This is a genomic window from Acidobacteriota bacterium, from assembly GCA_016195325.1.
Lineage (GTDB): Bacteria > Acidobacteriota > Polarisedimenticolia > JACPZX01 > JACPZX01 > JACPZX01.
In genome coordinates, this window is record JACPZX010000057.1 from 18,908 (window position 1) to 43,282 (window position 24,375).

Annotated in this window: 14 protein-coding genes; 8 read left to right on the forward strand and 6 right to left on the reverse strand. The window is 68.8% G+C overall.

From position 1 onward, the window contains the following. Positions 1 to 36 precede the first annotated feature (36 nt). On the reverse strand, positions 37 to 1,665 hold the full coding sequence (groL, locus tag HY049_10980; protein MBI3449426.1) for a chaperonin GroEL: 1,629 nt from the start codon (positions 1,663 to 1,665) through the stop codon (positions 37 to 39). A 17-nt stretch (positions 1,666 to 1,682) separates the two neighbouring features. After that, complete coding sequence (gene groES / locus HY049_10985) at positions 1,683 to 1,970, reverse strand: co-chaperone GroES (protein MBI3449427.1); 288 nt, start codon at positions 1,968 to 1,970, stop codon at positions 1,683 to 1,685. 274 nt (positions 1,971 to 2,244) lie between these two features. On the opposite strand from groES, the gene HY049_10990 reads away from it, so the two are divergent. After that, entirely contained in the window at positions 2,245 to 4,143 is a 1,899-nt protein-coding gene (locus HY049_10990; GenBank protein ID MBI3449428.1) for an ATP-dependent Clp protease ATP-binding subunit, read from the forward strand. 143 nt (positions 4,144 to 4,286) lie between these two features. Next, on the forward strand, positions 4,287 to 4,844 hold the full coding sequence (locus HY049_10995; GenBank protein ID MBI3449429.1) for a hypothetical protein: 558 nt from the start codon (positions 4,287 to 4,289) through the stop codon (positions 4,842 to 4,844). Positions 4,845 to 4,851: 7 nt separating this feature from the next. On the opposite strand, the gene HY049_11000 is transcribed toward HY049_10995, so the two are convergent. Together HY049_11000 and pyrE are read right to left on the reverse strand one after the other, a co-directional pair. After that, complete coding sequence (locus tag HY049_11000) at positions 4,852 to 6,057, reverse strand: MFS transporter (protein ID MBI3449430.1); 1,206 nt, start codon at positions 6,055 to 6,057, stop codon at positions 4,852 to 4,854. A gap of 13 nt (positions 6,058 to 6,070) precedes the next feature. Continuing rightward, positions 6,071 to 6,643 carry an orotate phosphoribosyltransferase gene (gene pyrE / locus HY049_11005; GenBank protein MBI3449431.1) on the reverse strand — a complete coding sequence of 191 codons (573 nt, stop codon included), beginning with the start codon at positions 6,641 to 6,643 and terminating at the stop codon, positions 6,071 to 6,073. Between the two features lie 177 nt (positions 6,644 to 6,820). Between pyrE and HY049_11010 the strand changes: the two genes are divergently transcribed. The 3 genes from HY049_11010 (at position 6,821) to HY049_11020 (ending at position 19,336) form a co-directional block, all read left to right on the forward strand. Further along, positions 6,821 to 18,538 carry a choice-of-anchor D domain-containing protein gene (locus HY049_11010; GenBank protein ID MBI3449432.1) on the forward strand — a complete coding sequence of 3,906 codons (11,718 nt, stop codon included), beginning with the start codon at positions 6,821 to 6,823 and terminating at the stop codon, positions 18,536 to 18,538. After that, positions 18,538 to 18,867 carry a TfoX/Sxy family protein gene (locus HY049_11015; protein ID MBI3449433.1) on the forward strand — a complete coding sequence of 110 codons (330 nt, stop codon included), beginning with the start codon at positions 18,538 to 18,540 and terminating at the stop codon, positions 18,865 to 18,867. The genes HY049_11010 and HY049_11015 overlap by 1 nt, the downstream gene beginning before the upstream one ends. 100 nt (positions 18,868 to 18,967) lie before the next feature. Next, positions 18,968 to 19,336, forward strand: coding sequence for a VOC family protein (locus tag HY049_11020; protein MBI3449434.1), 369 nt, complete (start codon positions 18,968 to 18,970; stop codon positions 19,334 to 19,336). A gap of 83 nt (positions 19,337 to 19,419) precedes the next feature. Here HY049_11020 and HY049_11025 read toward each other — a convergent pair whose 3' ends face one another. After that, the gene (locus HY049_11025) at positions 19,420 to 20,757 is read right to left on the reverse strand and encodes an L-lysine 6-transaminase (protein MBI3449435.1); all 1,338 of its coding nucleotides are present in this window, start codon (positions 20,755 to 20,757) and stop codon (positions 19,420 to 19,422) included. A gap of 162 nt (positions 20,758 to 20,919) precedes the next feature. Further along, positions 20,920 to 22,530 (reverse strand): S41 family peptidase, encoded by a 1,611-nt coding sequence (locus HY049_11030; protein MBI3449436.1) that lies wholly within the window; start codon positions 22,528 to 22,530, stop codon positions 20,920 to 20,922. A 220-nt stretch (positions 22,531 to 22,750) separates the two neighbouring features. Here HY049_11030 and tatB point away from each other — a divergent pair, with 220 nt between their 5' ends. The 3 genes from tatB to HY049_11045 form a co-directional block, all read left to right on the forward strand. Then, positions 22,751 to 23,053, forward strand: coding sequence for a twin-arginine translocase subunit TatB (tatB, locus tag HY049_11035; GenBank protein MBI3449437.1), 303 nt, complete (start codon positions 22,751 to 22,753; stop codon positions 23,051 to 23,053). Further along, positions 23,025 to 23,804: a twin-arginine translocase subunit TatC gene (gene tatC / locus HY049_11040; GenBank protein MBI3449438.1), complete on the forward strand. Its 780-nt coding sequence runs from the start codon at positions 23,025 to 23,027 to the stop codon at positions 23,802 to 23,804. The genes tatB and tatC overlap by 29 nt, the downstream gene beginning before the upstream one ends. Positions 23,805 to 23,806: 2 nt before the next feature. After that, positions 23,807 to 24,375 (forward strand): glycosyltransferase (locus HY049_11045; GenBank protein ID MBI3449439.1); only part of this gene is annotated, 569 nt, incomplete at its 3' end.

Genomic DNA, 24,375 nt, shown 5'->3' on the forward strand with positions numbered 1-24,375 from the left:
GTTCTTAGTTGGAGCCGAACGCTTCCGAGGTCTGCTTCAGTACATCCCACCGCCGCCGCCGTGCGGCATCTGCGGCATCTTCTTCTCGTCCTCGGGGAGCTCGTGGATGAGCGCCTCGGTCGTGAGCATGAGGCCCGCGATGGACGACGCATTGACGAGAGCGGTGCGGGTGACCTTGGTCGGGTCGATGATGCCGGCCTCGAACATGTCCACCCACTTCATTTCGTAGGCGTCGAAGCCCTCGGTCTTCTTGCGACCCTTGGCCTCGTTGACGACGACGGAGCCCTCGTAGCCGGCGTTGTTCGCGATCTGCCGGAGCGGCTCCTCGAGAGCGCGCTTCACGATGTTGATGCCCGTCTGGATGTCGTCGTTGCCGCCCTTGAGCTTGTCGACGGCCGGGATGGCGCGAAGGTAGGCGATGCCGCCGCCGGGGACGATCCCCTCCTCGACAGCCGCCTTGGTCGCGTGCATCGCATCCTCGACGCGCGCCTTCTTCTCCTTCATCTCGGTCTCGGTCGCCGCGCCGACCTTGATGATCGCGACGCCGCCGACCATCTTGGCGAGCCTCTCCTGGAGCTTCTCGCGATCGTAGTCGGAGGTCGTCTCCTCGATCTGCATGCGGATCTGCTTGACGCGACCCTCGATGTCGGCCGACTTGCCCTTGCCCTCGACGATCGTGGTGTTGTCCTTGTCGATCGTGATCTTCTTGGCGCGGCCCAGGTCCTCGACCTTGATGTTCTCGAGCTTGATGCCGAGATCCTCGGTCAGGCACTTGCCCGCGGTCAGGACCGCGATGTCGTCGAGCATCGCCTTGCGGCGATCACCGAAGCCCGGCGCCTTCACGGCCGCGACGTGGAGCGTGCCGCGGAGCTTGTTGACGACCAGCGTCGCGAGGGCCTCGCCCTCGACGTCCTCGGCGACGATCAGGAGCGGCTTGCCGAGACGGGCGATCTGCTCGAGCACGGGGAGGAGATCCTTCATGTTCGAGATCTTCTTCTCGTGGATCAGGATGTACGCGTCCTCGAGAACGCACTCCATCCTCTCGGCATCGGTCACGAAGTAGGGGGAGAGGTAGCCGCGATCGAACTGCATCCCCTCGACGACGTCGAGCGTCGTCTCCATGGAGCGCGCCTCTTCCACCGTGATGACGCCGTCCTTGCCGACCTTCTCCATCGCCTGCGCGATGATGGTGCCGATCGTCTCGTCGTTGTTGGCGGAGATGCGGCCGACCTGCGCGATCGCCTTGCCGGTGACGTTCTTGGAGAGCTTCTTGATCTCCTCGGTCACGCACGTGACGGCCTGCTCGATCCCCTTCTTGAGGTCCATCGGGTTGGCGCCCGCGGTCACGGACTTGATCCCCTCGCGGAGGATCGCCTGGGCGAGAACGGTGGCGGTGGTGGTGCCGTCGCCGGCGACGTCGCTCGTCTTGCTCGCGACCTCACGGACGATCTGCGCGCCCATGTTCTCCTTCGGGTCCTCGAGCTCGATCTCCTTGGCGACCGTCACGCCGTCCTTGGTGCTGGTCGGCGATCCGAACTTCTTCTCGAGGAGGACGTTGCGGCCCTTGGGGCCGAGCGTCACCTTGACGGCGTCGGCGAGCTTGTTGACGCCGCGGAGGACGGCCTGCCGGCAATCCTCGGCGTACACAATGTTCTTGGCTGGCATGTTTGAAATTCCTCCCCTTACTCGATGATGCCGAGGATTTCGTCCTCGCGCAGGATGATGTGCTCTTCGTCGTCGATCTTGATCTCGGTGCCGGCGTACTTCCCGAAGAGGATCTTCGAGCCGACCTTCACTTCCATCGGGACGCGCTTGCCGTTGTCGTCGAGCTTGCCTGAGCCCACGGCGACGACCTTCCCCTCCATCGGCTTTTCTTTCGCGGTGTCGGGGATGATGATCCCGCCCTTGACCTTCTCACTCGCCTCGAGCCGCTTGATGAGGACGCGGTCGTAGAGTGGCTTCACCTTCATGTTGATTCCCTCCGTGCGGTAATTAAGTTGACTCAAGAGAAGAACTTAGGAGTCGTTGTTAGCACTTGAGCTATGCGAGTGCCAACTGTAATGGAATTCGGGGGAGGAGTCAAGCGCCGAGGGCTCGAAAGATGCGATCGAAAGTGCTCGTTGCTGAGTTCAGATCGCGCCCGTATATTCGGACACATCCCGCCCGCGGGACGGAGATGGGCAACACGGACGTACCCTGAACGTTCGTGGACATTCTTCCGACCCGGGACGGTTCGGGTGAGTCATGAGGGAGGTCTCGAAGCTCGATCTTCCCGACAGGGAAGGGGTCGAACGGAGAATCCGCGAGGCTGTCCGCAATCTGGATCCCGAGCTCCGGATGGATGAGCTGGAGCTGACGCATCTCACCGACATCGTCACGAATCACGCGCTGCTCCTGAACGACCTGTACAGCGGCCGCCGGCTCGACCAGATCATGGGGCAGGAGCCGAGCGCCGTCTTCCACTCGATCTCGGAGCTGTCGCGCCGCGATGACGAGATCCCGGCCGACGCGATCCACCAGATCCGCAGCATCCCCGACGACGTCCGCGTCGTCGGCGACAAGTGCCTCTACGACGTCGGCCTCTTCGGCCGCCAGGACTACCAGGGGCTCGACCTCCGGCAGCTCGGCGTGAGGTGCTACCACCTCGCGTCGGATCTCCTCCAGCACCTCGCCGACGACCGCCGCCTCCGCGACTACTTCCGGCAGAACCGGATGGGGCCCATGCCGATCGAGGAGGAGGTCGTCTTCCTGAAGCAGTGCGCCTCGCGTTTCGGAGTCTACGCGAACCTCCTCCGGGGCCTGAAGATCTTCGAGCCCATCGGATCGTCGAGCACGAGCGGCTCCGTGAGCGCCCCCGCCGTGACGCGAACGGCCCCCGCGCCTCCGCTGTCGCCGCCGCTCGACCCCGATGCGCTCATCGACGAGGTCGTGCCTCCGCGCGAGACGCGCGGCGGTTCGAAGGCGCCCCTCGCGGAGCGCGCCGACCCTCGATCGCCGCAGGTCCTCGGGGCGGAGGCCCTTCCGAGGCGGGACCTCCTGTCCCTCTACGAGCGCCTCGTCCTCTTCTCGAACCTCGACGTGCCGGCCCTTCGCGCCGAGCTGAACCGCGTGGTCGTCGATCAGCCCGACGCGGTCTCGGCGCTGTGCGACGAGCTCTCGCTGTACGCGACGGGGACGCAGAACCTGAACCGCCCCGCGTCGTTCTTCCTGGTCGGGCCGACGGGAGTCGGGAAGAACCACCTCGCCGAGTGCCTGGTGCGGGCTCTCCAGGGGAGATGGGGGATCGAGGTCCCGTTCCTCCTCCTCGAGGGGCCGCAGTACACGTACCCCTCCGACATCAACGAGCTGAAGGGGGCGGCCCGCGGCTTCATCCGCAGCGACGAGGAGGGGATCCTCACCGAGTTCTACGAGCGGGCCTCCGGGGCGCCGCTCTCCGTCATCCTGATCGACGAAGTCGAGAAGTCGCACCCGCAGCTCCGGAAGTTCTTCCTCGGGCTGATGGATCGCGGCACGACGATGGACAACCACGGCGACACGCTCCACTTCGTCAACACGCTCTTCATCTATACGTCGAACATCGGCTACTCGCGCCTCCAGACCTCGACGCAGCCGATAGGGTTCGGCGACGCGGCCGCCGCGGACGAGTTCAAGCACCGCGAGGTCGTGCAGGATCTCAAGAAGGTGCTCAGCCCGGAGTTCGTGAACCGGGTCAGCGTCATCCGTTTCCGCCCGCTCTCGAGGGCGTCGGTCGAGCGCATCTTCGACCTCGAGTTCGAGAAGATCGCCAACCGGTACCGGGAGATGCAGGGGATCGCCCTCGGCCTGACCCCCGCGGCGCGGGAGGAGATGATCCGCCAGGGGTACAGCCCCGAGTACGGCGCGCGGCCGCTGGCGCGCCTCATCAACTCGGTGTGCAACATCGAGGTCAGCAAGCGCCTCAAGCGCGACGAGAGCCGCGACATCCGCGAGACGGCCGAGCTCCTCGGCTGGCTGCGAGAGGCGCGCGAGGGAAAGAGGGCGCTCGACCCGGTGACGCTCGCCCGCGTCCTCGAGCAGGCGCGCGTCCACGTGAGCTACTCGACGCTCGCCATCGACTGGGACGGCGCCGCGTTCAGCTACACGCCGACCGGGAGGCCCCACTGACGGCCGGCACTCCCGCGCCGCCGCTCATCCTCACTCTCCGCGCGCTCATCGAGCGCACGTACGATCTCGACACGGGCCTTCCGGACATCGCCCCGTTCATCATCGGCGACGAGGGGTACGCGCGCTTCTACGAGGGGCGCGAGGTGGCGCAGAAGATCGGCGCGTGGGGCGGCGCCCAGGAGGAGCGGACGGCGCGCACCCTTGTCCGCGAGGAGGCGGGCGGCGTCCGCGTGGCGCTCTACTACCCCGATCGGCTGATCCGGAATCTCGAGCGGCGGGATCCGTCGCGCCACCTCGGCGACGAGAACGTGGACGACTTCGCGACGCTGGTGGAGGAGCTCGACCATTTCCTCACCATCGCCGACCGGCACCGCGCTCGCGGGGCGATGTCGCTCCTCGAGCTCGAGCTGCACGCGAACGTGACGAAGGCGCTCACCCTCGAGATCTTCGTCGCGCGGCTCCGCGGCGTGAGCCGGCTCGCGGCGTCCGACCGCGCGTGGGTGCGGCACCATCTCTTCGACAAGAACGAGTACGACGACGACGATCGCGAGGTCCGCGGGCGCTACCGCGACGCGGCGGCCCTCGCGGTGAGGTACCTCGACCACGTCCGCGCCCTTCCCGCCGCCGCGCGGCCCCGGGAATTGAGGCTCTTCCACCGCCTCACGCATCAGCAGAAGCTCGAGCGCATCCACCGCGCCTGACGGGCCGTCAGGCGGCGGGCGACACCTCCTCCGGAGGCTTCAGGCGGCGGAAGGCCGCGTAGAGCAGGATGTCGTAGCCGATCTTGAGCCCGGCGCCGGCGAAGAGCGGCATCGCGAGCGACACCCCCGACATGAAGAGCCCCGCGAACGAGGGGGCCACCGCCCACGCCCCCATCCTCACCAGGTTCGTGACGCCGGAGGCGAACGTCCTCTCCTCGGGGCGGACCATGGCCATCACGTACGACTGGCGCGTCGGGACGTCCATTTCGACGAGCCCCTCCCGGAGCAGGAAGAGCACGGCCGCGATCGGAAACGACGGAGCCCACGCCACGGTGAGCAGGAGGAGGCTCGACGGGATGTGCGTGAAAACCATCGTGTTGACGAGGCCGATCCGCTTCGCGAGCCAGGCCGCGGCCAGATGAGAGCCTGCGTTCGCGACCCGCGCGCCGAAGAAGAGGAGCCCGATCTCGGCGACGCCGACTCCGAAGCGCTCGTAGAAGAAGAAGGAGAGGAGCGCGGCCGTGAGAAAGCCCCCGCCGAGGCTGTCGAGGGCGAAGAGGGAGGAGATGCGGACGAGCACGCGGCGGCTCTCGGGGGCGAGGCGGACCGGGCGACGATCCCCCGCGGCCTCGATCGCCGGCGAGAGCCCGGTGTAGAGGATGGCCGTGGCGAACAGGATCGCCGCGTAGAGGCCGATCGCGATCCGGAACGACGCCGGTTCGGAGGCGACGCCGGATCGGGCGAGCCAGGCCGGCGTCGAGGCCGCGAGGCCGCCGAGGGCGTGGCCGATGTCCTGGAGCACGTTGTACCACGCGAAGGCGCGCGTTCTTTCGGCGTCCGCGGCCGTGGCCGGGAGAATCGCCTGATCGATCACGAGCGCGGCGCCGCGATCGCGCCCCATCCCGTTGAGCATGCCGAGGAACGCGGCCGCGCCGAGCAGGCTCGGGTCCTCGCCCAGCGCGAAGAGCGCGCCGCCCGCCGCGCCCAGGAGCGAGAGGGCGATGAGCATCCGCCGCCGGCCGAGGCGATCGGCCGCGACGGCGGCGACGAGGGCGGCGACCGCGCCGGCCGCGAGGCCCGCGCCGACGATGCCGCCGATGGCGGCGGGGGTGAGGCCGACTCGCGCGAGGTGGACGCCGGCGAGGACGCCGATCATTCCGGTGGCGAGCGCGCGCAGGAAGGCGACGGTGTAGAGGATCGCGCGGTCGTTCACCGCTGCCGGCGGCCTACGGGTCGCGCAGGGCGGCGAAGTCGGATTTCACGAACAGCGGCTGGTACGAGGCGAGGGGGACGCGCTTCCGAATCGCCTCGCCTCCACCCTCCTCGCGATCGACGAGCGGCATGACCGCGACGACCTTCAGCCCGGCCTCCTCCGCCGAGGCGATCGCGTCGAGCGTGGAGCCGCCGGTCGTGACGACGTCCTCGACGATCACCACCTTCGTGCCCCGGGCGGGAGGGTTCTCGATCTTCTTCTGGGTTCCGTGCGTCTTGACCTCGCGCCGGACCATGAACCCCGCGATGGGCGTCCCGCGGAGCGCGCTGAGCTGGACGACGGCGGCGGTGATCGGCACCGCGCCCACGATGGCCCCGCCGATGGCGCCAGGCTTCTCGGGGAGGTTTCCGATCCTTTCGAGCACGATCTCCGCGACCAACGGAAGGCTTCGCGGGTCCAACACCGCGACACGGCAATCGAGGTAGTAGTTCGAGATCTTCCCGGACGCCAGGGTGATCCCCTCCGGACGGTGGAGGAGGCACTTCTCCTCGATGAAATGCCGAAGTTTCTCGCGCGGGGTGGTCATGGGGCCTCGTTTCGTGAGGCTATCCCGCCGCATCGGCCGCCGTCAAACGAGGGCCGCAAGAGGCTCTTCGGTCTATACTTGGCTCAAAGCGCGGCCAGGGCAGGCCGGGGAAGGGTGAGGGGGATGCAGCGTTCGTGCGCCCGGAAACGGGCGCGGCGTCTGTCTTCCAGCATATTTGTGGTCGCCGGGGCGATCCTGGCCCTGTCGATCGCGTGGGCCTCGATGTCCAGCGCGTCGGCCGCGGGCGCCGGACGGGCTGGAGCCGGCGCGATCTACGGGCCTCACGCCGCCGGCACCGTCATCGTCAAGCTGAAGTCGCGGGCGACGCCGGGCGATCACGAGAGCCTCCGCGCGGAGCTCGGCGCCACGCGCCGTCACACCTTCCGCAGCGGCGCGGAGCACTGGAAGCTCCCCCCGGGCCTCTCCACCGAGGAGGCGATCGCGCGCCTGCGGCGGAACCCGAAGGTCGAGTACGCCGAGCCGGACTACGTCGTCCAGACGGCGATCGCGCCGAACGATCCGGGCTACCCGCAGCTCTACGGCCTTCACAACGCCGGCCAGACCGGAGGCAAGCCCGGCGCCGACATCCACGCCGAGCAGGCGTGGGACCTCACCACCGGCTCACGCGGCGCCCTCGTCGCGGTGATCGACACCGGCATCGATCTCCACCATCCCGATCTCGAGGCCAACATCTGGACGAACCCCGGTGAGATTCCGGGGAACGGCATCGACGACGACGGGAACGGGCTCATTGACGACGTGCACGGCTGGGACTTCGCGAACGACGACAACGATCCGTCCGACGACAACGGCCACGGGACGCACGTGTCGGGGACAATCGGCGCGATCGGCGACAACGGCGTCGGCGTCGTGGGGGTGTGCTGGCAGGTCAGCATCGTTCCCTTGAAATTCCTCGACGCCTCGGGGAGCGGGTTCACCTCGAACGCCATCCGGGCGATCGACTACGCCACGAGCCTCCACGTCCGCGTGATGAGCAACTCCTGGAGCGGCTCCCAGTTCACGAGCGCGCTGCTCGAGGCCATCCAGTCGGCGGCCGCGGCCGACATCCTCTTCGTCGCCGCCGCGGGAAACAACGGCACCAACGACGACGCGATCCCGGCGTATCCGGCCGCCTACGACGCGCCGAACATCATCGCCGTCGCCGCGACCGACGACAACGACGAGAAGGCCTCCTTCACGAACTACGGCCCCACGACCGTCGACATCGCCGCGCCGGGGGTGGACATCCTCAGCACCGTCCCGGGCGGGTACGGCTTCAAGAGCGGGACGTCGATGGCGACCCCGATGGTGTCCGGGGCGGCGGCGCTTCTCTTCGGAGCGGCCCCGTCCCTTTCGGCCCTCGCCGCGCGCGACCTCCTCCTGGTGAAGGCCGATCCCCTTCCCAGCCTCACCGGCTTCATCGCGACGGGAGCGCGCCTGAACGCCTTCGCGCCCCTCCTCGGGCAGGACACCACCCCCCCCGGGGCCATCGCGGATCTGGCGGCGACCGGCGCCACGAGCGGCTCGATCTTCCTCTCCTTCACCGCGACCGGCGACGACGGATCGTCGGGGACGGCGGCCTCGTACGACGTGCGCTTCGCGACGTCGCCGATCGACGCGTCGAGCTTCGACGCCGCGACCAGAGCGACGGGCGCTCCCAGGCCGGGACCGGCCGGGTCGCCCCAGGCGATGGAGGTGACCGGTCTCCTCGCCGGGACGACGTATTATCTGGCGCTCGAAGCGATCGACGAGTTCGGGAACCGCGGCCCGGTGAGCAACGCGGCGTCGGCCACGACCCTCCCGCCGCCGACGATCGCGACCTCACCTGCGTCGTTCACCGAGTCGCTTCCCACGGGAGCATCGGTGACGCGGCCCCTCACGATCCGCAACGCCGGGCTCGGGACGCTCGACTGGCGCATCCCCGTCCCGGAGCTCGCGCTCCCTGCGAGCGCGAACGCCGCGGGAGATGCCACGGCGGCCGGCGCCGGAGGCCCCGATCCGTTCGGCTACCGGTACGTCGACAGCGATGAGCCCGGCGAGCCCCCCTTCGCGTGGTCCGATCTGGCGTCGACCGGCACGCCGATCGCCGGGATGACGGGCGACACCCAGTTCTCGTCGCCCATCGCCCTCGGCTTCAAGTTCCCCTTCTACGGCGGCCTCTTCGACACGGTGCGCGTCGCGACGGACGGGTACCTCACCTTCACGAGCACTCTCGCCTCCGGCCAGAACGTCTCGCTCCCGAGCGCCAACGCGCCCGCGAACCTCGTCGCCCCGTTCTGGGCTGACCTCGACTTCAAGGGGACGGGCCGCGCCGTCTACGTCGCCGACGGCAGCTCGTTCACCGTGCAGTACACGGCGACGCCCCGCTTCAGCGGCGGAGGCGTGTACACGTTCCAGGTCACGCTGAGGGACACCGGGGAGATCTCCTTCCGCTATCTCGCGATGACGGGGCCGACCAACATCGCGACGGTGGGGCTCCAGGACGGGACGCAGACGGACGCTCTCCAGATCGCGTTCAACGAGCCGTACGTCCACGACCGGCTCGCCGTGAGGCTGATCCCTCTCGCCCAGTGGCTGACCACTTCCCCTTCGAGCGGGCGGCTCTTTGCGGGGGAGAGCCAGGAGATCGCCGTCAAGATCGACGCGGGCCGCCTTTCGGTGGGGACCTACCTGGGAAGCGTCGTCGTCGAGAACAACGACCCGGCGAGCCCCGAGGCCCGGCACGACGTGACGCTCGGCGTGACGGGGGCTTCGGCGATCGACGTCGAGCCCCGGTCGATCGAGTTCGGCACCGTCTTCGCCGGGTTCGCGTCGGTCGCCTCGTTCACCGTCGCCAACACCGGCACCGACGACCTGCACGTCGCGTCGATCGCGGCCGGCGATCCCGCCGTCTCGTTCGCTCCGGCCTCGTTCACCCTCCCGGTGGGTGGCCGGATCCTCGTCACGGCCACCTACGCGCCGGCGGCCCCCTCGGCGCTCGCCACGTCGCTCGTCATCGGGAGCGACGCGGGGAACGCCCCCGGCCCCGCCGTCGCGATCCACGGCGTCGCCATTCCAGCGCCGGCGCTCGCCGCGTCGCCGGCCGCGCTCAGCGCGTCGCTTCGAACGGGGGAGATGGCGACCGCGACGCTCACCCTCACGAATCCCGGCGCCGCCGATCTCGACGTCGATCTCGCGCCCGAGCAGGGGACGGCGTCCATCACCTCGTTCCCGCCTCCACCGGTCGTGTCGAACGGAGGGTTCGAGACCGGGAACTTCAGCGGGTGGAGCGCGATCACGAACGGCCGCCGCACCGGGCAGGGGTGGACCCCCGCGCGCGCCGGCTCCGGGTTCTTCGGGAACAGCCGGCCGCTCGAGGGGACCTTCGACGCGGTGAACGCGTTCGACGGCGAATCGCGCCTCATCTACACCCTTTCGCAGAGCATCCAGGTGCCGGCGGCGACGCTGGCCGCCGAGCTGAGCTACTACGACCGCATCCAGTTCGACAGCCTCGGGCTGCCGATCTCGTTCCCGCGCGTCTACGACGCGCGGATCGAAGATCCGAACAACGGAGCGCTCCTCGCCCCCGTCGTGCACCTCGAGATCAAGCTGAACGGCCGCCCGTACACCGACCTCGGGTGGCAGCGGCGATCGGTCGACCTCACGCCGTTCGCCGGACGGACGGTGCGGCTCGTCATCCGGGAGACGATCCCGGAGTCTTTCACCGGCCCGGCGCTGATCGAGTTCGACGCCTTCCGCATCGGCTCGGCGCTCCTTCACACGTGGCTCGACGTCGCTCCGAGGCACGCCACGATCCCCGCGGGAGGCACGGCGGATTTCGGCGTCGCCTTCGATGCGACCGGGTCGTCCGCCGCGGTCTACCAGGGAAGCCTCCGCGTGGACGCCGGCGGGCAGGCGGCCGTCGCGCGCGTCCCGGCGACGCTCACCGTGCGCAACGCCCCCGACATCGTCGTCGCGAGAACGGTGGAGTCGGCCCCCGACGTCGCCGCGTACTTCACGGCAGGCGCCACGACGCTCCACCGGTTCCCGGTGTCGGACCCCCCGATCGGGTCGGGGACCCTCGAGCTGACGGCGACGGGAGATTACGGGAACAACCTCGAGAGCGCCACCATGTCGGTGGAGGGGGCCGTCGTCGGAACGATTGGCCTGACCGGAGCCGACTGCTTCCCCGCGACACTGACCTTTCCGATCGACGCGGCGCCCCTCGCGGCCGCGGCGGCCGACGGCGTCGTCACGGTCGACGTCCGGAACACGAACGACGTGGGTATCGTCTGCGCCGTCAACTCGCACGCCGTGAAGCTGACGTACCGGACGCTCGCACGCGCCCTCGACTTCGGCTCCTTCTTCGTCGGCCTCACGCGATCGATCGACCTCACGATCGAGAACCTGGGGACCGACATCCTGAACGTCACCTCGATCGCCAGCGACGACGCCTCGTTCCGTCCGGCGTTCGCGTCCGTGCGCCTCGCGCCGGGGACGGCGCGGACGGTCCGCGTCGAGTTCGAGCCGCCGGCCGTCGGCGACTTCCGCGGCACCCTCACCATTTCGAGCGACGATCCCGATACGCCGCGGGTCACGCTTCCCCTCGCGGGGACGGCGCTCCCGGCCCCCGTGGCCAGCGCCGCTCCCGCGGCGCTTTCGACGACGCTCGTGGAAGGGATGACGGAGCACGACACCCTGACGCTTTCGAACGCCGGAGGGAGCCCGCTCTCGTTCACCCTCCGCGCGGCGCCGCTCCCCTTCGCGCGGGCCGCCGCGGCCTCCGGCTCGCCCATCGGCCCGGGTGTGGCGCTCGTCACCGAGTTCTCGTCGGGGGAGCTCTCGTCGGTCGACACGACGAGCGGCGCCGTCACCCGCATCGCCAGCGGCCTCGCCGGGCCGAACAAGGGCCTCGTCGTGAGCGCCGGGGGGAACGTCGTCTACGTCGCGGAGTCCCTCAGCGGGGAGGTCGTCGGTCTCGATCTCGTGGCGCGATCGATCCGCGTCATCGCCGCGGGGCTCAGCTTCCCGAACGGCCTCGCGCTGAGCCCGAACGGCGAGTCGCTCTACGTGACCGACACCACCACGAACCGGCTCGTGCGGGTGAACCTCCTCAGCGGCGCCGCGACCCCCGTCGTCTCGAGCCTCGTCGGGCCGAACGGGGTCACGATCAACGCCGCCGGCGACACGGCGTACATCGCGGACACGGGCGACGCCGCGCTCGTGAGGGTCGATCTCGCGACCGGGAAGCTCTCCGCCGTCGCCTCGGGGCTGAACGGGCCGGTGGCCGTCGTCCTCGATCCCTCGGAGACGATCGCCTACGTGGCCGAGTCCGGAGGCGGATCGATCGACGCCGTCGCGCTCGCGACGGGGACGGTGAGGCCGGTCGTCGCGGGCCTCGATCACCCGGGGAGCCTGACGCTGAGCGCCGACGGCCAAGTCATCTTCGTGACGGAGTTCAGCGCCGGCACGCTCGACTCCGTCGACATCGGCACGGGCACCATCGCGCGCGTCGCGACGGGCCTGGGAGGCCCGGTCGGCGTCACGTTCGGCACGCTGCCGACGTACCTGGCCCTCACCCCCGCCACGGGAACCGTTCCCCCGTTCGGCTCGGTCGACGTCGACGTCGCGGTGGACAGCACGGGGCTCTTCTCGGGAACGTACGCGAACGACATCGACATCCTGTCGGACGACCCGGTGCGCCCGCTTCTCGTCGTCCCGTCCACGCTGACGGTCATCGGCGTCCCGAGGATCAAGCTCACGGGCCCGCTCATCATCCTCGAGTCGAACCGATCCTTCTTCACGCGGGGCGCCCTCACGACCCATCGCTTCCCGATCACGGTGCCTCCCGGCGGCGCCGGGACGGCCGAGCTGATCGCCAACGGCGATTTCGGGGATCCGACCGAAACGGCGACTCTCGCGGTCGAGGGGACGATCCTCGGCTCGATCGGCGGCATCGGCACCGATTGCGCCACCGCGTCGGCGGTCTTCCCTGTCAGCGACGCCGCGCTCGAGGCGGCGGCGGCCGACGGCGTCCTCGAGATCACGGTGCAGAACTCCGTCGACGCCGCGGCGAATTGCCCGGAGAACAGCCATCTCGTGCGCCTGACGTACCGGGGCTCTTCCGAGCACCTCGACTTCGGGTCGGTGCCCGTGGGTGACGACCGGACGCTCACGCTCCTCATCCAGAACACCGGGAGTGAGCTCCTCGATGTCCTCTCGATCACGAGCGATTCCTCCCTCTTCGCACCGGATCTTGCCTCGGTCCGCGTCGCGCCGAGGAGCTTCCAGATCCTCACCGTCAGGTTCACGCCGACGGCGGCCTCGGATGCCGCCGGCACGCTGACGATCGTGAGCAACGACGGATCGAACGGCGTCCTGACCGTGGCCCTCTCCGGGAAGGGGGAGCCGCCTCCGATTGCGACGGCGTCGCCGGCGGCGATCGAGACGACGCTGACCGAGGGGGACCGAGACGTGCGGACGCTGACGATTGGGAACGCCGGGGACAGCGGGCTCGACTACTCGATCATCGTCCGATCGCACACGCCGGGAGCCGTCTCGACGTCCTTCGCCGGCCTCGGCAACGGAAATCCCCGCCCGTCGAGCAACGCGACGCCGGGGGCTCCCTCCACTCCCGAAGGCAGGGGATCCCCCGCCCGATTCGAGGCGATCCCCGGGGACTTCGAGCCGCTGAACCCGTCCCCCGGCCCCATCACGTGCGTCGTCGAGGATCCGATCGCGGGATACGTCTACGCGCAGGGAAGCGACGCCAATGCCTTCTTCCGCTACGTCGGCGCGACGGGCGCCTGGCAGCAGCTCACGCCGGCGCCGGTCCGGGCCACGAACAACTGCGGCGCGGCGATTCTGAACGGGAAGATCTACACCGCGTACGCCGACAACGGCACGCTCCTCGGCGTCTACGACATCGCCACGAACGCATGGACCGCGATGCCGGGGCCGATCGGCATCGGCACGGGCGACATCGCCTCCGACGGCAGCCGCTACCTCTACCTCGCCAGCGGGACGACCTTCGTCAGGCTCGATCCGGCGGCGGCGGTGACGACGCCGCTCGCCGATCCCCCTTTCGAGTTCACCCCGTGGGGCGGCCTCCGTCACCTCGACGGCGCCCTCTTCGGCCACCAGGGGAACGGCGAGACGGGGTTCGCGACGTACGACATCGCCTCCGATCGCTGGACCGGCCTGCCGCCGGTGCCGGGCGGAGCCGTTCTCGGCGCCACCATCGATCCCGGGCGCCGCGAGTACTTCGCGTACGGGTCCTACGGCGGCACGAACCTCTACCGGTACGCGATCGACTCCGGCGCGTGGAAGGTCGCGACGATTCCCTTCTTCACGCTCGACGACGGCGGGCTCGCCTGGCTGCCGGGGACGGCGCCGTCGATCTACCTCGCGCAGGGTGAAGGGGGAAGCGATTTCGCCCGCTACCGCACCTCCTTCTCCTTCGTGAGCGTCGCGCCCGCCGCGGGGGCCGTGCCCCCGTCCGGAGCGGCGCCGGTCACCGTCACGATAGAGACCCTTGGGTTGAACTCGGGGACGTACGACGCAGGCCTCTCGGTGACGACCAACGATCCTCTGAGGAAGAGCTTCGAAATCCCGGTCCGGGTCCACGTGAACGGCATCCCGCGCGCGCGCGTCGTCGGCGAGCCGCTCGTCGTCACCTCCGCGATCGATTACACGACGGACGGAGCCCGCACGATCCATCTGCTGCCGATCACCTCTCCACCGACCGGCGCCGCCACGGTCTCGATCAAGGCCGAGGGGGACTTCTCCCTGCCGTCCGAGAGCGCCACGGTGCTCGTCGAGGGGAGCCCGGTCGGGATCGTCGGCGCCACGGGCACCGATTGCACGGTCCCGGCGGAGGGGACCTTTCCCATCGACGCCGCCGCGTTCGCGGCGTCGGCGGCGGACGGCATCGTGAGGGTCGAGGTCCTCAACACCAACTCGGTCGGCGTCTTCTGCGGCGTCAACAGGCATACCGTGACGCTGCGGTACAGCGGGCGCGCGGATCGGCTCGATTTCGGGGAGCTCTTCGTCGGCAGGACGCGCGCCCAGCGCATCATCATCCAGAACGTCGGGACGGAGGTCCTCGACGTCCCGAGCGTCCGGAGCGACGTCGCGGAGTTCTCCCCTTCGATCACGTCGATCGCGATTCCCCCGGGCGCCTCGGCTCCCGTGACGGTGACCTTTACCCCGGTGACGGCGGGAAGCTTCGCCGGGACGCTCCGCATCGCGACGAGCGACGCGGACAACCCCGAGCTCGATCTCGCCCTGACCGGAACCGGGCTCACACCCCCCGTCATCGACATCGAGCCACGGTCGCTGTCCTCGACGCTGCTCGAGGATCGGCGCGAGGTCCGGGACCTCGTCGTGGCGAACCGGGGCGGGAGCCCGTTGAAGTTCTCGGCGCTCGTCCGCTTCGACAGCGCCATCACCGGCCTTCCGGGGGCGTTCGAAAGGCTCCACGTGTCGCCGTCGGCGCTCACCTGCATCGTCGCCGATCCCGCGTCGGGGACGCTCTACGGCCAGGACCTCTTCGGCACGCGCTTCTTCCGTTACCGCCCGGCCACCGATTCGTGGGAGCCGCTCGCGGAGGCCCCCGCGCAGCAGTCGAACGGCTGCAGCGCGACGCTCCTCGACGGGAAGATCTACACCGTCAGCGTCACCGACGGGTTCCTCTCCGCCGTCTACGACATCGCCTCCGATGCGTGGACGCAGATTCTCTTCGGGTTGAACGGCGCCACGGCGAACGTCGCGAGTGACGGGGGACAGTTCATCTACGCTTCGTCGGCGAACGCCTTCTTCCGGTTCGACGTGACAGCGGGGACGATGACCGAGCTCCGCGGTCCGCCTTTCGCGTTCGATTCGAAGTCAGGTCTCGGCTATCTCGACGGCTTCGTCTACGGCCATCAGGGGGGCGGGCACGTCGGCTTCGCGCGGTACTCGGTGGCCGGGAACGCGTGGGAGGTCCTGCCCGATCTCCCCGGCGGCGCGGGTCTCGGGGCGGCCATCGATCCGATCGCTCGCGAGTACTTCGCGTACGGCCCGAACGCCGGCACGAACCTCTACCGCTACTCGATCGACAAGAGGGCGTGGTCGGTCTCGACGATCCCCTTCTTCCCGATCTTCGACGGCGGCCTCGGGTGGCTTTCGGGGGCCTCACCGGGGGTCTACTTCGTGCAGGGAGGAACCGGCGCCGGATTCGCGCGGCTGATCAACGAGCCCGGCTTTGTGCGCCTCGACGCGCTCTCGGGATCCATCCCGGCCTTCTCGACGGCGCTCCTTCACGTCACGTTCGACGCCGCGGGCCTCGGCCCCGGCGTCTACAGCACGACGCTCCGTTTCTCGAGCAACGATCCCCTCACCCCGCTCGTCGAGATTCCGGCCTCGCTGCGGGTCGTGTCGCTTCCGGCGATCGCCGTCCTGGGCGAACCGGTCGTTCTCGCCTCCCGACGTGACTACACCTCCACGGGCGCGCGCACGATCCACGCGTTCGACGCGCCGATCGTTCCCGAAGGGGCCGGCTCGCTCGAGCTGACCGCGACGGGCGATTTCGGAGCCCCCTCGAAGACCGCGACGCTCGACGCCGAGACGATCGCGACGGGCGCGGCGGGGAATGCCGCGCTCCAGTGCGGGACCGTCACGACGAAGATCAGCCTCTCCGACGTCGATCTTCGGCGCCTCGTCGCGGACGGGACGCTCCGCGCCACCGTGCAGAACTCCGCCGACGTCACCGCGCCGTGCCCCGTGAACAGGCACGCCGTCGTTCTCACGTACCGCGGATCGGCGAGCGCGCTCGACTTCGGCCGCGTCCTCCACGGCCTGTCCGCGCGCCGGTCGGTGATCGTCGAGAACGTCGGGACGCTCCCTCTCGTCGTGGACTCGATCTCGATCGACACCCTCACGTTCACGACCGGAGCGACCTCTTTCACTCTCGCGCCGGGGGAAAACGGAGCCGTCGCGGTCGACTTCGCCCCTGTCGGGGCCGGCGCCGTCTCGGGGCATCTCCGTATCCACTCGAACGATTCCGCGACACCGCTGGTGACGGTCGCGCTCCAGGGTCTCGGCGCGGAGCCGGCCCTGGCGACCGCCTCGCCGAGCTCAGTGGTCGCGGCGCTGCCTCCGATGAGCGCGACGACGAGGCAGAAGGCGCTGCACCTGACCAACACGGGCGGGAGCGACCTCGCGTGGAGCACGGCGCTCCTCCCGACCTTCGGCGCGTCGTCCCCCGCGACGATTGGCGCATCGCCGCGGCGTCTCGGCGCGGGCGGCCCCGACGCCTTCGGCTACGTGCTCCGCGACAGCGAGCACCTCGGCGGCCCGGTCTTCGCCTGGACCGACATCCAGACGATCGGGACGCAGGTGGCCGTGTCGGGGAACAACGCGACGTCTCCGGCGATCCCGCTCGGATTTGGTTTCCCCTTCTACGGAAACTCGTTCAGCTCGGTGAGGGTCTGCACGAACGGGTGGCTCAGCTTCACGAGCCCTCGCAGCAATGCCGGCAACCCCGAGACGCTCCCCTCGACCAGCTTCCAGGTTCCTGAAAACCTCCTCGCGCCGTTCTGGGACGATCTCGACTTCGGCGCGGTCCGGAAGGCGTCGTCGTACAGCGATGGCGATCGGTTCATCGTGCAGTACACCAACGTCACGCGCGCCGGCGGCGGGCCTGCGTTCACCTTCCAGGTGATCCTCGATCGCTCGGGGCGCATCGTTTTCCAGTACCTGACGATGGCCGGCGCTCTCGACAGCGCGACGATCGGGATCCAGAACGCCGACAAGACGATCGGTCTCCTCGCGGCGTTCGACGAGCCGTTCGTCCACGATGGTCTCGCGGTCGCGTTCGATCGCGTTCCCACTTTCGTGACGGCGGCGCCGCTCTCGGGGGTGATCCCGCCCGGGGGCGCCGCGGACGTGACGGTGACTTTCTCGTCCGCGGGCCTGGCGTCGGGGGACTACGGCGCGACGCTCGTGCTTTCGACGAGCGATCCCTTCCGGGCGTCGATGCTTCGGCCGCTGGTGCTCCACGCGCGGGAGATCGCGCTCGACTACGCGGCCTTCATTCCCTCGACGCTGAACCTCAAGTCGAACGGAAACACGGTGCGAGGGGTGGTCCAGCTTCCGGCGGGTTTCGATCCGCACGACATCGACGTGGCGTCGGTGCGGCTCGAGGGGGCGCTCGGGGTCGTGCCGTCACCGGTGACCTTCCCCGACGAGAACGGCGACGGCGTGAAGGAGCTGAGCCTCAAGTTCGACCGTGCGGGGCTCGCGGCGCTCCTGGGGCCGGGGGCCGTGGTGCCCGTGGCGATCACGGGCGAGGTCCGGGACATCGCGTGGTTCCGCGGGTCGGCGTCGATCACGCCGATCCGGCCGCAGATCAAGTCGCCCGCGTCGGGGGCTGTACTTCTCTCGGGGGGTTCGGCGACGATCGCCTGGGATCCGCCCGCTTCGGTGAGTGGTCTCGCGTACGACGTCTCGGTGTCGCTCGACGGAGGGGCGTCGTGGACCGTCATGGCATCGCGCATGAAGGGGACGTCGCTGGCCTGGACGGTGCCGTCGGGGGGTCGGGCGCGAATTCGCGTCTCGGCCTTCGCATCGGGGGATCTGGTCGGGTACGACACGTCCGGGGAGTTCGCGATCGCCTCAGCGGCCGCACGGCCGGGCTCGGTGCGGGATCTATTCGTGGCAGAGGATGGGCCGGATCTCGTCCTGACGTGGGTGCGGCCTGACGTCGATGCCGCTCACGGCGTCGCAGATCGGTACCGCGTGCTCCAGTCCGCCACCGGCCGCGGGCCGTGGTCGGAGGTGGCGTCGGTGACGTCGGAGTCGGTTCGGGTGCCGGCGGGCGCCTCGACGTTCTTCCTCAAGATCGTGGCGTCGAATGCCGCGGGGGATGGGCCCTGATGGCTTTCGACGAGAAGCTCGCCGGCCGGATTCGGAATCGGCTGGCCCGGCGGAAGGGCCTCACCGAGAGGCGGATGTTCGGCGGGATCGGCTTCATGCTGAACGGCAACATCTGCTGCGGCGTGCACGGGGAAAGGATGATCGTGCGGCTTTCTCCCGACGAGTCGGAAGCGGCGCTGAAGAAGGCCCACGTGCGCGTCTTCGATCTCACCGGACGCGCGATGAAGGGCTGGATCTTCGTCGATCCCGCCGGTGTGAGGACCGACGCCTCCCTCGGGAAGTGGGTCGACGTCGCGGTCGGGTTCGCGGGAAAGCTTCCCCCCAAGTAAACGCACACGAGCCCCCTCGAACCGAGCAAGAACCCGAAAGCGGCCCCACCGGGGCGCGCGCTACTCTGCCGCATCCAACCTGATTCCTTGGAGGTGAGCCATGTACGACCACGTCAGCCTGAAGGTGAAGGACTTCAAGAAGAGCTTGCGCTTCTACGAAAAGGCGCTCGCGCCGCTCGGGTACAAGGTCCAGGGGGAGCCCGACGGCAGCTCGGCGGGGTTCGGATCCGGCGAGACGACCGCTCTGTACATCTCGCAGGGCGCGCCCGCGTCGATCTCGGTGCACATCGCCTTCGCGGCGCCGAGCCGCGCGGCCGTGGACGGCTTCCACGTCCAGGCGATGGAGGCCGGCGGCAAGGACAACGGTAAGCCGGGCATCCGTCAGGACTACGCACCGACGTACTACGCGGCGTTCGTCCACGACCCCGACGGCAACAACATCGAGGCGGTCTGCCACGCGAAGAAGTAGGGCGGCGTCCGTCGAAACAAGGAGGGGAGCCCGGCCGCAGCCGAGCTCCCCTCGTTCGAACCGATAGCCTTACTTAAGCTGCGCTACGCCCGCGCCCCCGCCGTCGTCCCCACGGCGCGCACGGCCTTCGTGAGGATCTCGCAGGCCTGATCGATCTCCGTCTTCCCGGCGATGACCGGCGGGCGGAAGCGGATCGACTGTTTCCCCGACGGGAGGATGAGCATCCCCGCGTCGTACGCGTGCTTCATGATCGCGGGCCGGGCCGCCGGATCGACGACGTCGATGGCCATGAAGAGCCCCAGGCCGCGGGCGTTCGTGAGCACCGCCGGGTGCTCCATCTGGAGACCCTCGAGTTTCGAGAGGGCGTACTTCCCGACCGTGGCGCAATTCTCGACGAGCTTATCGCGCTCGATGACCTCGAGGTACCGCGTCGAGCGGACCATGTCCACGAGGTTTCCGCCCCACGTCGAGTTGATGCGCGACGATTCACGGAAACAATTCGCCTCGACCTCGTCGACGCGCGCGGAGACGAGCGCCCCGCACACCTGGACCTTCTTCCCGAAGGCGATGGCGTCCGGCTCGAAGCCGTAGTGCTGGTACGCCCAGAACTTCCCCGTCAGGGCGACGCCCGTCTGGACCTCGTCCACGATGAAGAAGACCTCCGACTCGTCGCAGATCTGCCTCAAAGAACGGAAGAACTCCGCGCGGAAGTGGTTGTCTCCCCCCTCCCCCTGGATCGGCTCGATGATGAGGGCCGCGACGTCGTCCTTGTTCTGCTGGATCGCCGTCTTGATCTCCGCGAGGGCCTCGCCTTCCGCCTTCTCGACGGCCGCGAGGTTCTTGCCTGCGAGAGGGAAGGTGACCTTCGGGTTCGAGACGCGCGGCCAGTTGAACTTCGGGTAGTACTTCGTCTTGGACGGATCGGTGTTCGTGAGGCTCAGCGTGTACCCCGAGCGGCCGTGGAAGCACTCCTTGAAGTGGATGACCTGGTGCCCCTTCTCTTCCTTGTAACCGCGCGCGAAGTTCTTCCGCACCTTCCAGTCGAAGGCGATCTTCAGCGCGTTCTCGACGCCGAGGGTGCCGCCGGCGACGAGGAAAAGGTGCTTCATCGACGAGCCCGCGGCCATCATCGTGAAGCGCTCGACGAAGGCGGCGGCGTCGGCGGCGTAGATGTCCGAGTTCGTCGGGTTGTGGATGGCGACGCGGCCGATCTTCTCGAGGAACGCGGGTTCCGTCAGCGCCGGGTGGTTCATGCCGAGAGGCTGGCTCGCGACCATCGAGAACATGTCGAGGAACGAGCGGCCGTTCCTCGCGTCCACGATGTGGCAGCCGCGGCTCTTGTCGAAGTCGATCAGAACGTCGAAGCCGTCGACGAGCATCCACTTCCTGAGGACGTCCATCGCACGGCCGGGAGTCATCATCGAATCCATGGGGAGATCTCCTTGGACCCCGCGGGCCCGAAGCCCGGCGGAGCTGTCCACGATGTCGGTGGGTGGAGGATCAGGAGATGCGTGGCGGGTCGTGCGACTCACTCCTCCCCATGGTGAGGAGGATCATGCCGGACAGCCTGAGGTAGTTCGTGCTCATGGCTCGTCGATGGGTGGGTTCGAGGCCTTCGCGTCCGGGTCGGCCGGGTTTTTCTTGCCGGCCTTCGGCTCGAAGGCCACGATGGGGATCTTGGCGGCGCTCGGGATGATTTCGACCGCCTTGAGGACCTGCGGATCGCGGTTCGAGATGACCTTCTGGCGCTCCTCGAGGCCGTACACGGCGCCGATCACCTCGGCCTGGATCATCGTGGTGATGTACTCGACGCTCTCGTCCCAGTCCTTGTCCGTGATCGCGATCTTCTTCTTGACGGCGAAGTCGCGGAAGTCGGCGAGGGTGGCGTCGCTCACCGTGAAGGTCTTGGGGATGTCCTTGTGCTGCGACACGTAGTGGACGCCGTAGTCGAAGAAGACGCTCTTGCGATCGAGGGCCGACTCGAGGTTCGTCGCGTCCTTCTGGGCGATCTCGACGTCCGGCGAGATGCCGCCGCCGCCGAGGACCTTGCGGCCCGCGTCGGTGAAGCGCGTCTCGCGCTTGTCGTCCTCGAGGTCGACCTTGCCGGCGTAGTAATCGTCGAGGCTGTTCTTGTAATCGCGCTGGATGAGGCGTCCCGACGGCGTGTAGTACTTCGCGGTCGTCAGGGCGATGCCGGCGCTGTGGCTCAGGCGGTAGACGGTCTGCACCAGCCCCTTGCCCCATGTCGTCTCGCCGACGATGATGCCGCGGTCGTGATCCTGGATGGCGCCGCTGACGATTTCGGAGGCGGAGGCGCTCCCCTTGTTGACCAGGACCACGAGGGGCATGTTGTCGGTGCCCGCGCGCTCGGTGGACCGGAACTCCTGGTGCGCGTCGCGGACGCGCCCCTTCGTGTAGACGATCATCTCGCGCGGCTTGAGGAAGCGGTCGGAGACCTTGATCGCCTGATCGAGCAGGCCGCCCGGGTTGTAGCGCAGGTCGAGGATCAGCTCTTTCATCCCCTCGGCGGTCAGGGCTTCAATCCTCTCACCCAGCTCGGTGTCGGTGGTCTGCGTGAAGTTCTTGATGCGGATGTACCCGACGCCGGGGCGAAGCATGAAGGCGTAGGGGATGCTCGCGGTCGGGATGTCGTCGCGCACGAGCGTGTAGTCGAGCGGCTGATCGACCCCTTCGCGCTGAACGGTGATGTTGACCCGGGTTCCCTTCTGGCCGCGCAGCTTGTCGAGGGCCTCCTCGATGCTGATGCCGTTGGTCGGCTTCCCCTCGATGTGGCTGATGATGTCCCCCGCGCGGATGCCGGCGCGCGAGGCGGGGGTCCCGTCGATGGGGCTGATGACCGTGAGCTCTTTCTCGTCCCCCTTGAGCGAGATGACGATGCCGAGGCCCGAGAACGATCCCTGCTGTTCCTCTTGCATGGCGCGGTACGACTTGGGATCGAGGAAGTAGGTGTGCGGATCGAGCTTCTCGATCATGCCGTGGATGGCGCCGAAGACGAGATCGCGCGACGGCACTTCGTCGACGTAACGGGTCTCGACCAGGTCGAGAATCTGGTTGAAGGTCTTGAGGGAGTCGGCGTCGGGTGTGGAGGCTGCCGGGGCGACCGCAGGTCTGGCGGCGAGGACGAGGGTCGCCAGAATGACCGATGCGGTACCGATCCAAAGGCGTCGCTTCATGGCCGGAACCCTGTTTGTTCGCCGATAGTTGAAGAGCGGTGGAGGAATATACCACCCTGTCCGGCGACGCGCCATGAAGCCTCTCGCCTTGACACTCCGTCTCGGGCGCAGATAGGATCCCTTGTCCTTTCTATCAGATGCGGAAATTCCCGGCCGTCCCAGCCGTCCGGGCCGTCCCGGGCGGGCGCGGCGACGGGCTCCCGGGTGAAGCGGAGGCGGGTTGTTCGGCTCTATCGGCGGCTCGGAGCTCCTGGTTCTCGCCGCCATCGGTCTGCTCGTCTTCGGGCCGAGGCGGCTGCCGGAGATGGGCCGGAAGCTGGCCGGGTGGGTCAACGAGTTCCGCAAGGCGGCCGGCGACATGAAGGCCGCCATCGAGAAGGAAGCGAGCCTCGGAGACGTCCGGAAGGTGGCCGAAGAGTTCCACCAGTCCATCCGGCAGGAAGCGGCCGGCATCCCCGTCGAGCCGGTCCGCGCGGCGCTAGAGGAGCCGAAGAGTGAGCGAGGAGGGCCCGAGGCCTCATGATCCGAACCGGATGTCGATCCTGGAGCATCTGGAGGAGCTTCGCTCCCGCCTGATCCGCTGCGCCCTCGCCGTGACGATCGGGTTCTTCGCCGGGTGGTACTTCTCGCAGCCCATCTACGAATTCCTCGTGGCGCCGGTCGTCACGGAGCTTCCCAAGGGGGTCAAGCTCGCGTACACCGGGCTCTCGGATCCCTTCCTTCTCTACATGAAGGTCGCGCTCATCGCGGGGATGTTCGTCTCGCTGCCGTACGTCCTCTGGCAGCTCTGGATGTTCATCTCGCCGGGGCTCTACCGGAAGGAGAAGAAGTGGGTGGTCCCCTTCGTCACGGGGGCGACGGCCTTCTTCGTGGCGGGAGCGGCGTTCGCGTATTACGTCATCGTGCCCTTCACCTGCTCGTACTTCATCGCCCTCGGTGAGCAGGCCGGTTTCCAGGCGGTCATCACCGTCCGAGAGCTCCTGTCGTTCGAGCTCCAGCTCATCGTGGCGACCGGGGTGGTCTTCGAGATGCCGGTGCTCGTCTTCTTTCTGACGCGCATCGGGGTGGTGACCCCCGCGTTCCTGTGGCACTACGTCGGCCACGCGATCTTCGTCATCTTCCTGATCGCCGCGTGGATCACGCCGTCCCCCGACGCCTTCTCGATGCTCGTCGTGGGGACGCCGATGACGGGGCTCTACTTTCTGAGCATCGGCGTCTCGTGGGTCTTCCGGCGCCGGGCGCCGGGCGCGGCCCCCTCCGCGCCGCCGGGCTGACGATGCGGCCCCTCGCGGTCCTCCACGTGCACCTCGGCGCGCGCGACGGGTGCGCGGAGCGGCAGACCGCGGCGCTGATCGCAGGGCTCGGCCGGCACGGTCACCGAACTCTCGGCCTCGTCCGCCGCGGCGGCGGCGCGGAGCGGCGATCGCTCGACGCGGGCGCTCCCGTCTTTCCGCTCGGCCCCCGCTTCCCCTCGGGGCCGGGGGGTCTTCTCACCTGGTGGTCGCGGGAGAGGGCGAGGCATCTCGCCTCGCGCGGCGCGTGGGAGCTGATCCACTACCACGATCCGCTCGCGGCGGCAGCCGTCTCGCCGATCCTCGCAGGCACGGCGGGCGCCGCGTCGTCGGCGTTCCGCACGATCGTCACCTACCGCGGCCGGGGGGCGCGATCGTCGGCGGGTGAGCTGCGCGCGCTCAGGCGCCTTCACCGGGCCGGCGGGATGATCGTCGCCGCCTCCGAGGCGCTCTGGTCGGCGCTCGTGCGGCAGGGGTTCGACGAGGACCGGCTCTCGTACATCCATCCCGGGATCGACATCCCGCGCTTCGCGCGCGACGCCGGCCGGAGGGA